Source organism: Clostridioides sp. LIBA-7602, from assembly GCF_056688945.1.
This window is the reverse complement of sequence record NZ_CP196992.1, coordinates 83,456-97,777: the sequence shown is the minus strand read 5'-3', so window position 1 is coordinate 97,777 and position 14,322 is coordinate 83,456. Positions and strand designations below refer to the sequence as shown.

At 27.0% G+C, this 14,322-nt stretch carries 7 protein-coding genes; all 7 read left to right on the top strand.

Going from position 1 to position 14,322, the window contains the following annotated elements; all coding sequences use genetic code 11:
- Positions 1-98 precede the first annotated feature (98 nt).
- The 7 genes from ACTG45_RS20325 to ACTG45_RS20295 all read left to right on the top strand — a co-directional run bounded on the left by ACTG45_RS20325 (position 99) and on the right by ACTG45_RS20295 (position 14,207).
- Positions 99-10,385, top strand: a complete 10,287-nt coding sequence (locus ACTG45_RS20325) for an immunoglobulin-like domain-containing protein (RefSeq protein ID WP_102822227.1) — start codon at positions 99-101, stop codon at positions 10,383-10,385.
- A gap of 245 nt (positions 10,386-10,630) precedes the next feature.
- Entirely contained in the window at positions 10,631-10,966 is a 336-nt protein-coding gene (locus ACTG45_RS20320; protein WP_021383376.1) for a helix-turn-helix domain-containing protein, read from the top strand.
- Positions 10,967-11,081: 115 nt separating this feature from the next.
- A complete protein-coding gene (locus ACTG45_RS20315) occupies positions 11,082-11,468 on the top strand; it encodes a hypothetical protein (protein ID WP_021383363.1) in 387 nt (128 codons plus the stop codon).
- A 15-nt stretch (positions 11,469-11,483) separates the two neighbouring features.
- A complete protein-coding gene (locus ACTG45_RS20310) occupies positions 11,484-11,921 on the top strand; it encodes a hypothetical protein (protein ID WP_021383343.1) in 438 nt (145 codons plus the stop codon).
- A 10-nt stretch (positions 11,922-11,931) separates the two neighbouring features.
- Positions 11,932-12,372: a YopX family protein gene (locus tag ACTG45_RS20305; RefSeq protein WP_021383431.1), complete on the top strand. Its 441-nt coding sequence runs from the start codon at positions 11,932-11,934 to the stop codon at positions 12,370-12,372.
- Between the two features lie 5 nt (positions 12,373-12,377).
- Entirely contained in the window at positions 12,378-12,974 is a 597-nt protein-coding gene (locus ACTG45_RS20300; RefSeq protein ID WP_021383372.1) for a GMP reductase, read from the top strand.
- Between the two features lie 312 nt (positions 12,975-13,286).
- Positions 13,287-14,207 (top strand): hypothetical protein, encoded by a 921-nt coding sequence (locus ACTG45_RS20295; protein WP_146026532.1) that lies wholly within the window; start codon positions 13,287-13,289, stop codon positions 14,205-14,207.
- The last annotated feature ends 115 nt before the right edge of the window (positions 14,208-14,322 follow it).

Sequence of the window (14,322 nt, the reverse complement as noted above, 5' to 3'; positions counted from 1 at the left end):
AATTTGGAAAATTCAATATTACTAAGTATTGATTAAAAATCCTATCAAGAATAAAGCAATTAAAATTAATTAACAAATATAAAGAAAGGGTGTTGTGTATGTACAACAAAAAAGTAATTTCAGTTTTATTATCTACTATAATTGCAAGTTCAACTAGTTTAGGCATTACACCTAGTATTAATGTTTTTGCTGATAATAAGAATTATGAAAATAATTTAGAAAATGAAAAATTTTTACTTGATATGGGTGAATATGAAAATGATGATGGAATTCTAAGTTTTCCTGATGCAAAGGGAGTTATAAAAGAACAAGCTAATCTATTTTTTAATTTTGATGGTGAAAGTAATGTGAAAATTAGTTATATAAAAAATGGAAATAAAATGGAAGGAATAACATATGAACCTTCTCTTAAAAGTCGAGTTATAAATATAAGAATAGAAAATCAACAAGAGTTAGAAGAAGTATTAAAATCATTAGAAATAAAATGTGATGCGAATGTAAATTTCTCAATAAAATTGACTAGTGTACCAAAAGGAATTATAAGTTCAAATGGTATTGGACAAGAAGAGGCTGTAGATGGAGACTTAGGAAGTCATTTTCGTGCTGATGGCAAAGGATGGTGGCAATTAATATTTGATAAAGAGACGGAGTTAGATACAATAAACCTAACTTTTGGAAGAAAAAATGGTGCAATAATAGAAGGACTTAAGGATGGAACTTGGACAAAGATAGGTGAAGCCAATGACTACGCTATAGACCTCTATTCTAGAGAGACTCAAACTATTAAAGTAGATAAAGGTATCTATAAAGGAGTAAAAGTAATCCCTAATTTATCTGACGATAATATGAGTAGACTTTGCGAGATTTCATTTGATGAAACTGAAGCACAGCATTTTAACTATACTGATTCTCCAAGTTTAAACTTAGGCGAGCCATCTATTAATGACTCTTTTGTTACTTTTCCAAGTGCAGTTGTAAATGGATTTGATAAATTGAATCTAAAGCTTGAATATTCGACACCTATAGGAACTGAATATAAAGTTAATGGAAATAAGATAAATAGTGATGAAAAAGTGGTAATTACAGAGGCATATGATAGAAAAACAATAAATGAAATACTAAAAACATTGAAGTTAAATACAAAAAACCAAAAAGTTAAAATTGATGTAAGCCTTGTAGATATGGAACTAAAGAAAACTTTTCCTGATGGAACGGTTACAACAGGAACTTATTATGGTGCAGGTTATCCAGCGAATGTGATTGATTGTAATGTAAACACGTATTGGAATGCTCCTAGTGAATCTGGAAATATCAATTTCAAATTTCCAAGTCAAACTAAAGTTGATACTATAAAATTAAAAGTATCTCCATCAACAACCATAAAAAATCAATACACTATAACTGGTAAGAAAGGAGGGTCATCAGAGGTAATTGGTCAAACAGTTGAAATAGTGAAAGGGAATGAGATGAATACAGTTGATATCCCTATTATAAAAAAAGGTGATTATGATGAAATTAATGTAAATTCGTCTTGGATAGCTACTGGAGGATTAGGAAGTGCTTGGGCTACTATACATGAAGTTATATTAAACTCTAATTTAGAAGAAGAACTTGCTTCAGATTCTGTAACAGTAGATAAAATTGAAAGTATGTTAAATTTAGAGCTTGGAGAAAAGAAAGTAATAAATAATAAAATCACATTTCCTGATGCTAAGGGAAATACAGTCGGATTTGGTTCTAGTATAGTCTTTGAGCTCAATGATGTAGAAAATCAGGATACGTCTATAAAGTATCAATTAAATGGAGAGGAAATAATAAAAAAAGATAAGACTGTTAAAATAGAAATAAATTCTCAAAAGGAACTAGATGAGATATTAAAAAGCTTAGAAATTACTTTTGATGAACTTGAAGGATGTTCTTTAAAGATATTTTCAGTTTCTTCAGATGCAGATATGGAAAATTTATCTTGGCAGATTCCTAAAAATTTTGTAGCTTCAGGAATAGGTTATGGAAATAATCAACCTAGCAATGTTTTTAAAGGTAGTGTAGGATGGAACGCAGGAACTTATAATACATCAATGTATTTAAAAAATATAAATAATGTATATCTATCTGCAATAAGATATAATTCTAAAAACGCTTTAATTGTTAGGGGGAAAAATAATGGAACTTGGAAAGATATTGGCTCATTTGGGGCAAATCAATCAAATGCAAAATTCGATGTCGTTCCTAATAATTATGAAGAGCTAGAATTCTATTCATATGGAAGAGATTGGGCTCATATCTATGATTTAGAGTTTTTTATGTCTGATAAAAAAAAGGAATGTTTAAACATATCTATAGATAAAGCTAATTTTGAAATAGGTGATTTTAATAGCGATGGAAAAGGGAATATAACATTTCCAAGTGCAGCTGGCAAAATAAATACAAATACTAGTTTAAGTATATCATTTAAAAATGGATATAATAGAAATTTAGTAACAACTTATAGTGTAGATGGCGAAGAAAAAAAAGAAAACAATGAAAATATAGTTATTAATATAGAAAATAATGAGCAACTAAAAGAAGTATTAAGTAGTCTTAAAATATCACATGATAACACATCTAATTTAGATATGTCTTTTTCTCTAAATTTCAACTCTGGGAAAAAGATTACAAAAGATATTAAAATTGAAATGGATGATAGCTTGGATATGGGTGAGATACAACATTCTGATGGAGTAATAACATTCAAAAATGCTACTGGAAAAATAAGAGATAAGGCAGATTTAAATTTTGTTTCAAAAACTGAGTTAGAAATAAGATATAGTATAAATGGCGAAGAGATAACTAAAAAGGGAAAAGATATAGTTATCGAAGGATTAACACAAGATACTTTAAATGAGCTTCTAAGAAGTTTTTCTATAAGTTATGATGAATATGAAGGTTGTGAATTTTCTATTAGCCTATTAGGTAAGCCAGTTACAATAACAAAAAATTATAGCATACCACAAGTTCAAGGTAATTTAGAACTAGATTTAGGTGACTATGAGAATGATGGAAACGGAAATGTATTATTTCCAAATGCTAAAGGCTTACTATATAGAAAAGGTAACTTAAATATAAACTTTGAGAAGGGTTTTAGTAACGATATAGAAATAAAATATAAATTAAATGACATTGAATATACTAAAAAACAAAATAGCTTATCTATAGCACTTTCTAATCAAGAACAGTTGGATGAAGTATTAAAGACACTAAAAATTAAATGTGATAGCAGCTTAGAATATAATTTAAATATTACTTTAGCAGAAGAAAGATATATTCCTTTGGGAACTACATCAGATAAACCAGAAGCTTTAACAGGAGGCTGGTATTCTGGAAAAGGTGGAAATACTGCAATAATAACATTTAATTCACCATTAAAAATTAGTACTGTAAGTATATCAAAAACTTCTGGAGTAGATAATCGCTTTTATATTAAGGGGTTAAAAAATAACACATGGAAAGACATAGGTAATTTTACAATATTCTATCCAAATTACGATTATACTAAATTAAGAGAAATTGATGTTCAAAGAGATAGTTATGATGCAATTTCTATATATTATGTTGTAAACAATGGATGGGGGACTGCAAATGTTAGCAAACTTGGATTTTTAGATAAAGTCTCTACTAATATTAAAATTAAACCTGATGTATATTTAAAAGTTACTTTAGCAGACAACTTAGAAAAGGCAAACTTGAAGTGGAATAGTGATTTAGAAGCATATGCATACAACATTTATGTTAAGAAAAAAGAAGATAAAAATTGGACTCTATCTAAGAGTGTTACAGCAGATACAAATGAAATTGAAGATTATGAAATAACTGATTCAAAAGCTCCAAATCTTCCTAATTTTGAAGTTTTGAAAGATGGTTTAAAAAAAGGAATACAATTAGAAACTGAAGATGTTGGAACTGAATATTCTTATTACATTAATGCAATAAATAAAAATGGAGATAGAATAGGGACATCTAATATAGAAAAGATATTTGTTCAAAGCGATTTTAAAGAATTTTCTTATGAAGTAAGTAATAGCCCTGTTCCAACTTCTTTAAATAAAAATAGCACAAATGGATTTATATCATTTAGAGAATTAGTTGATAAAAATTATTTGCACGTAACTGCTTCAGATAACTTTGGAAATATAAGTGAAGTTAAAACTATTCCAATCCTAAAATTATTTACAGATGAAGCTCCAATTTTGACTGTATCTAGCGATATCTCATTGAAACAAAATAGTAATATCAATATTTTAGAAGGTGTAAGTGCCTATGACGAAATCGATGGTGATTTAACTAGTAAGATTACTACAAAGATAACAGGTCCTGCTGGAGCTATAGTGGAGAATATTAATACAAAAATTTTAGGTAAGTGGACTATAAAATATAGTGTTGAAGATTCTAAAAAACAAGTTACAGAGTATGTAAGAACAATTAATATTATAAAAGATATACCATTTAAACTTGATATTGGAGAAATTCTAGTAACAAGCACTTTTGTTAAGCTTCCTAACGCTAAAATTACTACTAGTGATTCTTCAAAAGAAATAGATGGTATAAAGATATATTTTAGTGATGAATTTAATAGCTCTATGAAAATACACTATGAGCTAAATGGAGTAGAAAATACTACGATAGATAGAAGTTTAGATATACAAGATAAGTTTACAATAAAAGAAGCTGAAGAGTTAATCAAATCTATAAAAATTGATACTGACAATCGTACAAAATTTAAATTTAATATAGTTTTAGATAGCAACAATGCTGAAAAAATAATATATAACTATAAAAACAATCATTACTATAAAGTGGTAGCGAATCCTGGTCTAACATTAGAAGAAGCTAAACTCGCAGCTAAAAAACAAGAAATGCTAGGCCATAATGGTAATTTAGCTACAATAAATGATGAACATAAAAACATATTAACTAAAGATTTTGTATGGACAAATGGTTCAACTGAAAATAATAATTCTAAAGGATTTATAGTCGAGTTTGGTAAAGCAGGCGAGAAATTGCCTTCTCCTGACACAACTAATTTATTTGATTATGAAAGTATTATAAATGTAGAACCTTTTGAGACTAAACAAGATATTGTTTTAGATACTGAGATTATACAAAATCAAGTTTTTCTTGATTGGAATGATATTAAAGATAAATATTTAGATTACTATGTTGCATATCAAAAGAAAAAAGGAGAAAAGGAATTTAAACCAATTTCTTCAAATAAAGAGGAAAAAGTAAAACTAACTGAAAGCCAATTAGAAGTTCCTGATGCAAAAGATGTTGATGCACCAACAGTTCCACTATATAAAGTATATAATTCTGGTATAAAACAGGGAATATCATTTGATTCAACTGATATTAGTAGCGAATATGAATATTATATTGATGCTATATCTGAATTTGGAGATATAACAAATACTTCAAATAAAAAAACTCTACAAATAAAATCAGGATTTGCTGGGTATAGTTATGAGGTAAGTAATAACAATACTCCTTCAAATTCTTTAGGCAATAGTATTAATAGTAAAGATGGCTTTATAAGTGCTAAAGAATTGGCAAGTAACTCATATGTGCATATTATAGCAATAGACAAAGCTGGAAATAAAAGTAAGGTATTAACATTACCAGTTCTAGGAATATTTACAGATTATGCTCCTGTTCTGAACATAGGTGGAAATACATCTATATCAAAAGGAAGTCAATTTAATGTAATGAGAAATGTTAGTGCAATTGATGATTATGATGGTGATTTAACTAAAGATATTAAGATAATAATAAAAAATCCTGATGGAACTACAGTAGATAGTATTGATACAAATATTTTGGGTAAATGGACTTTAGAGTACTTTGTAGCAGACACTAAAGGTCAAGAGAGTAAAGCTACAAAATATATAACAGTAAAAGAAAGTTTTGATTATTTAAGTATTGATTTGGGTGAGCCTAATAGAAAAAGGTTTTTAGTTACTTTTCCTAATGTACAAATTACAAATAATAGTAATGAATTAATAGATGGTCTTAAATTATATATAAGTGAAGGATTTAATAATAGTATAACAATTAAGTATAGTGAAAAAGGAGTAGAAAAGTCTGTAAAAGGTCAACAATTAATACTGACAGGTAAATATACTACTAAAGAAGTAGAAAATTTAATTAAGTCTGTAAAAATCGAACATGACAATAGCACAAGTTTTAAATTTAATGTAAGATTACAAAATGATAATGTTGATGATATAGTATACAACCCTCAAAATGGGAGCTATTATCAATTTGTAGAAGCTAAAAGAATATCGTGGAAAAATGCAAAAAAAGAAGCAGAAAACATGGAGTATAAGGGCTTGAAAGGACATTTAGCTACTATTTCATCACCAACTGATTTAGATATATTTAATAGTTTAACTTCAAAAACAGTTTGGTTAGATGGTACAGATGAGGTAGTAGAAGGAGAATGGAGGAATGTAAAAGGAGAGATATTTAAGTGGACAAACTGGGCTCAAGGTGAACCAAATAATTTTGATGCAGATGGTGAAGATTATTTAGTATCAATTAAAAATAGTAACGGATTGTGGAATGATGTCAGTAATTCACCTAACCCGATTTGGACTGACATTGAAGGTTTTGTCGTTGAATTTGAAAATGAAAAAAATGAAAATATTGGTGGAACATATAAATACGAAGATAGTGTTTATATAGAAAAAATTGTCTCTAATAAAGATATTACAATAAGTGCAAATGCAAATGATAAAGAAAATTTTGTTGATTTATCATGGGATAAATATAAGGAAGCTTCTTATTATGTAATAGAGAGAAAAAAAATAGGTGATAGTAAATCTAAATATATAAAAGTTTCAAGTAACACTTTAAAAGATGTAAATGGACAAGACTTAGATGCTCCAAATATGTTTTTCTCTTTTACATTAAGCAAAGAGATGTCTGCTAAATTAAAGTTCGACTGCGATGACTTAGAAAGCGAATATGAATACTCTGTCAAGGCATATGACTCAGATGATTATGAAATAGCGTATTCTAATACAGTAAAAACTTCAATAAAAACAGGATTAAAAGGTTATAGCTATATTCTTGATAAAAATACAGATACAGAAGTTTTAAGTGACATAAATAATACTGATGGTAACTTTGAGTTTAAAGGTGTAAGTGAGGATGATTATCTACATATAGTTGCTATTGATAATGCCGGTAATCGCACAAAAACAAAACACATCAAGCTTTCAGATGCTTCTCATAATAATGCACCTATTTTAAAAGTTCCTGGATTAAATCAGGTCCTAGAAATAGGAGAAATATTTGATAAATTAAAAAATGTAACAGCTTATGACATGGAAGATGGCGATTTGACATCAAAGATAACAGTACAAGGGGATATTAATAACCAGGTGCAGGGAGTTTATGAATTAAAGTATAGTGTACAAGATTCGAAAGGATTAAAGGCTGAAGAAATAGTAAGAGTACATGTTCCAGGTAATATAAAACTTGACATAGAAGAATCTCAAGATAAATTAAGTCTAAATTGGGATGAAGTAAAAGAGGCTGATAAATATATAGTATATAAAACAGATGCAAACGGATTTGATTTTAAAGAAAAAGGTATTTTTAGCACCACACAATTTACTGATACTGAAGCAAAAGATGTTAGCTCTCCAGTTGTAACATACTTAAACGAAGTCTTTGAAGCAGAAGAAGCTAAAAACTCTAGACTTGCTTCTATTCCTGAAAAAACAACTAATACTGCTACAAAGTTAAAGTTAGTTGCAAGAGATTTATCTTCTACTTATAGATATTTTATAGAAGCTATTGACAAAAATGGAAATGTTATTAACTCATCTAAAATTAGAAATGGTTCTGTAGAATCTGGATTAGCTGGATTTAATTATATTATTAACAGTAAAGAAGATACTGAAGCAGCTAATTTTGTAAATGCTAAAAATGTAGAAAATATAGATATTTCTAATAGTAAATTTAAGTTCTTACATGTTAAAGCTATCGACAAAAATGGAAATGTAAGCAAAACATATCACCATCTAATTGGAGGAAAATATGATACTAACCACATACCTATTATACGAAATGTTTATACAGCTAGAGTAAAGGAAGGAAGTACCTTTGATGAAATGCAGGGGATTTCGGCTTACGATACTGAAGATGGTGATTTGACAAGTAAAGTTGAGGTTCAAGGTAGTGTAGATACAAATACAAATGGAGAATATGAGTTAAATTATCATGTTGAAGATTCTCAAGGTAATGTAAGAGATGTAAAAAGAAAAGTAGTTGTTTATGGTGATATGGAAATAAAAGTAGAAGCAAATTTAGATGAAAATAACTTAGTTGTAAGTTGGGATGAAAATAAACTTGGAGATAAAGTATTCTATGAAGTAAGAAAACTTGATAAAAAATTAAACGTTTATAAAACAATTGCTTACACTGAAGATTTAAGCTTTACTGATGAAAATGCAAAAGATGTGTATGGTCCAAAAGTAAAAACTGTTCATGGAAGTGACATGGATACAGAAGAGCTAGAAGATGAAATAACATTAGATATTAATCCAGCAGAAGTAGGCGACTCTGAAAAATATCAAGTTAGGACTAGACTCAAAGATAACAACTTAATAATAAGAGACATGACAACAGAAGAAGGGCATGAGTGGGGTACTGTAGGGCATATAATTGGTGATGTAAAGGCATATAAATATAAACTAAGCAATAAAAGAGAAGATACACTAACTACAGGCATGTTAACTACCTCATTATCTCCTAATCAAATTATTTTCGAACACAAAGGAAATAAATATATACATTTTATGCCAGTCGACTCATTTGGAAATGAAGGTGATATAATTCATTATCAGATAGGTAGAATAGATTTTGAAGAAGAAAACTTAACACCTCCTGTTATAAGTTTAAATGGTATGCCTGTCATAAATGATATTGGGACAAGAATAATAAATGTTGGAGATAATTTCAATGTATTAAATGGTATTACAGCAAAAGATTTTAGAGGAGAAGATTTAACAAAATATATAAAAGTCGAAGGATATGTTAACCGATTTGAAACAGGGGAATATGATTTAAAATATAGTGTTACAGATTTCAAGGGTCAAACATCTGAAAAGAATTGTAAGGTTATAGTTCAAGATTATAAGAGCTCACTTCCTAATAAACCTGATAAGAATAATGGAAAGCCAGAAGCTACGTTGTGGGATGAAGAATATATAACGGTTGGAGATATTTATGGTGATGATAGAATAAGAAAAGGTGTAAAAGTAATAGACCCTGAAGATGGAGATTTGACTGATAAAATAACTTATGAAACAGATTTAGATAACAATACAGTAGGTTCTTATCTTATAACATATTCAGTAAGCGATTCTGATGATAATAGAATTAGATTCTCTAGAATTGTACATGTTTTAGAAAAAGGAGAAGATATACCTGAAAACAGTGAAGATATTGGAGATTGGGAAAATGCTCGTTGGCCACAATTAGAGGTAAGAGATGTATATCTTTCTGTTGGAGATGATTTTAACATAAAAAGTGGATTATTATATGCTTATGATGAAGTTGATGGTTATCTAACTAATAAAGTAAAATCTAGTGGAACAGTAAACACAATAAAAGAAGGTGTTTACTCAGTAAGCTATAAGGTCACTAACAGTGATAACCGTACATCAATACGCTCTGCTGCTGTTCTTGTTAGAGAAGGAGGCTGGAATAATGGGGATGGACAATTACCTGACCCTGGTCCTGATTGGGGAGACAATGACAATGACAATGAACATAATAATAACATCCCTGACAAACCTGAGCAACCTGAACAGCCTGATGACAATAATAATGATGATAAATTACCAGGTATTGATGATAATACAAATCAAGGTGGTCAGAATGATTATTATATAGATAAAGATGGCAATAAGGTTTTTCCCGATGGTAGCATTGTAACACCTGATGATATTGAGATTAAACCAAATGAGGATGGAGAAAAACCAGAGATTGATGATAATGGAAATATAATTGTACCACCAGGAGGAATAATTATATTTCCAGATGGGACAATTCAAATACCAGAAGATGGAGCAATACTTAAACCAGATGGAGTAATAATATATCCTAAAAAAGATGAAGAAATAAAAGACAAAGATAATAATTATGAGGATAATAATTCTAAAGAAGAATCCTCAAATAGTATAAGTTCTCTTATAAATGATGAGAAGATAGAAAAGGAAATTGATAATAATAATATAGAGAAAAATAATCCTCCTACAGGTGATACGGGGATAGGTATATTTTGGGGTATAGGAATATTATCTACAATAGGTTTAATTTTTAATAGAAGAAAAAAATAATTAAACTATTTTATATCATAATAGTATTTAGAAGAGTTATCTTTTCAAGTAATTATCATTTTAAAACATAAGATGGTTGTGAAGTTATAGTGTTTATTCTGTATCAAGCATAATTTTTAGAAAAAAGCATAAGATATTTAATAGTAATTAAACCTAGAAGAACGTAATGCGTTCTTCTAGGGTGTTACAAAATAAAATTCAAAAATATATACTATGAATAAAATTATGTAAAGAGAGAGAGCATCATGGAATTTTTAGGTACTAGAATAAGAGAACGAAGAAAAGAATTAGGACTCACAATAGAACAACTATCTGAAAAAATTGATATAGGGTATAACCACCTCAGTAATATTGAAAGAGGTAGAAAAATACCAAGTTTAAGTACATTTTTAGAACTTATAAATGCTTTAGACATATCAGCAGATATAATTCTTAAAGATTCAGTTGAGCATGTTAAACCAAATGTTTTAAATGAAATAACAAATAAATTGGAAGATTTGAATCCTGATCAATTGAGAACTGTAGAGGAAGTTTTAACTGTATTAATTAAAAATCTAAAATATTTAGAAAATAAGGATTAAAAAAGAGTTATTTTAATAAGATAACTCTTTTTTTATGTTCATCAGTTATATTGTAGTTGCTTTATAGAGCCTATAATATAACTTTTTTTATGAATATTTTTAAGAGGTGATAAAAATGTTTTTCGATAAAAATGAAAGAAAGAACTTTAAAAAACAATTAGAAAGTCAACTAAATTATAATGTGATTTTAGCTAATTGCAGAATAGATGGGATAGAGTATCCTTCTATTCTATTTAAATGTAATAGACAAACAAATTGGGGTGTTGTATATGTTGATGAAAAATCAAATGAATATTTAAATAAAAAATTATATTATTGGGGAAGGTTGTGTAAATATGAAGAAGAATCAAAAGAGCTATTAATTGATACAGTTATAATAAGTGAATTTCTATCTATAGAAAAGGCAAAAGAGATATTAACTAATGGCGAGCTATATCCTAAGGAATACAGAAATGATATAGATAATGAATCATCTATATTAACAACATCAAATAATGAATAATATTGTGGAGGAAATATGTTAAATAAATTTGGAAAATACAAAATAGAATTTGTAGCTAATATTGAGGAGATATTTATTCATATAACAATTTATAAAAAACTTGTGATAGAAGAAGTATCAGAGATATCACTTTTTCAGCTAGGAAATTATAGTGAAATAAAGCTTTTGTCAGATTGTATTTATATAAACAGTAATCTGTTAGGAACTACAGTTATACAGAATAGTTTTAGACATAAGTATGAGATTAAAAAATTAATAAAGAAAAATACAATAGCTGAAGATTATATAACAAGTTTAAATGAAAGCGAGTTGTATAAATCAGTTATAGGAAATGAAGAATTTGAAATTATAAATGAGGATATAAGTTTTGTTTTTAATACTCTTAAGAAAAAATATAGTGATTCAGATTGTTTTGAATTAAATAATATTACTTATAAAATTACAGAACTTTAAAGGTGAGCAGATGAAAATAAAAACATTTAGAGGAAAATCTATAAAAAATAATCACTGGATATATGGACATTATTATTCAACAGGAGTTAATGATACTAAAATACATAAGATAGTATATAACACAGGAAAACCAGATTTAATAGATCATCATATACCAATAAAAAGAAATACGCTAGGAGAAATTACATTTAAAAAGGATTCTGATGGAACTAATATATATTCTGATGATATAGTTCATTCAATAGTATATATAGCTAAAAATGATATGAAAGACTTGTATTTTGATAAAAAGTCAATAATAGGGATAATAAAATTTCATGATGGAAGTTGGAAAATTTATGATGGTGATAGTTACTATTTATTATTTAATGAGTCAAACGAGATAACAATTATAGGTAATAAAGATGATAATCAAGACTTATTAGATGAATATAATTTATTGAAGAGGTGATGTATTTGAGTGAGAAAAATTATATTATAGAGTATTCATTAAAAGATATAAGAGAAAAAATGAAGCTTAATAATAGAAATATTTTTAAGGCTTTAGAGTTATTAGAAAATACTCAGTATCATCTTATACAACAAATTATGAAAAATGAGCAAATAATAGATAGAATGAACTTAGATAATATAGAAAATTATTCAGAGAAACTAATTGAAGTAAAAGAATATGTTAAAAACAAAAAAATAAAATTTTGGACAAGTATGTTGCCACCAAATTTGTTTTCAATTGAATCATCAAGATATTATGCTGATTATAAAGAGCTAACTCAACAATTAATAATTTATAAGCTTAGTGATATTGATGAACATTTTGACAAGGTTATTATAAAGTACAAATTATATTTAGATTACTTAAGATATGATGTTGATAATTATTTCTTTAAGAATTATACTGATGCAATCAGGAAATCAGACTTAATTAAAGATGATGATTATTCTAAAGTGAAGATATTAATTGAAGGTGGATGTGATGAAAGATTAGGATTAGAAATAATCATTTATAATCAAAGTTTCTCTGATGAATATGCAAATGAGATTTTAATTCTGTAATATAAAATTCAATATTGAATTTTTTTATTTTTCAATATTGAATTTTATACGTTTTTCAATATTGAAAAATAAAAAATAGAGAGTATTGAATTTCAATATTGAAAAAAAAGAAAGAATCTAGCATTTACAATGGGTACAGAGTTCGATAGCATTAAACAAAAAACACAGGTTTATGTTAGCTGTCAAAAATAGCTAAAATTAGTGTACTGATAAGAGATTATTTAAATCTCAAAAATTTTGCAAGATAACTCTACTAAAAAAAGCTCTATTTACAATAAAAATAATAATGAAAAGAAGGGAGTTTTTAAAAGAGTGAGTAATTTAATGATTAAAGAACGAGATTTGAAATGTCTCAGATTATTAAATGAATATGGTGCTGTGAAAAGAAAATATCTACATATGATTTATCAATTAGATGATGTAAATTCAAAGAGGTGTAATCAATATAAATATGCACGAATAAATAAATTAAAACAAGAACAATACATAGAAGAAACTGACAAAATATTCATATTAGGAACAGAAGGTAAAAAATATTTAAATCTAATTGGAGATGAATTACATTATAGAAATCACCTTAAAATGAGTAAGAGAAAATTTTTATCAGAAGTACATGAGCTGTTATGTAAATTTAATAATTTTAAAATTACATTAGGCAGAACCAAAATACAATTAAATCAAGATGGAATAGAATTCATAAAGCTCTTTTATGGTAAAGTTATTTCAAATGATGATAAAGAATATCTTGTATATAAGATAAAAAAAGAGTCTACTAATGCTTATATAAAAAGAGTAATTAATGAATTTAATGATTTTATGGCAACAAATATTATAATAATATTTGAGACAGAAAGGCATTTAAATTATTATAAAGAAATTGATGGACATAAGAGGACAATAAAAAAAGAAATATTAGTTATGTATGAAGAAGAATCTTTTAAGGTCTTAAATTTAATTTCTGATAACAAACTTAATAATGAGAATGTATATAGACAATTGAAAAATAATATTGATATTAAACATATAAAAAATTATTTATATATAAACAATGTAATAACATTTAATTTTCTTGAAGATGATTTTGTAAATGAAGAATTGACAGATTATTTTATAAAAGAAAAAAGAATTGATAATTATTATATATTATGTTTTGAACATCAAAAAGATAAAATTAGAAATAAATTTAAGAATGCAAAACTAGTTAGTCTAAGTATAAATTCTATGTGTAAATAACATGAAATATAACTATGTAGAGATGTTTTATAATTATTTATGATATTTTATATGATAATAAGTTAAAAATTGAATAAGGCCTATTATAATACAATATTTAGTTTATATAACTGAA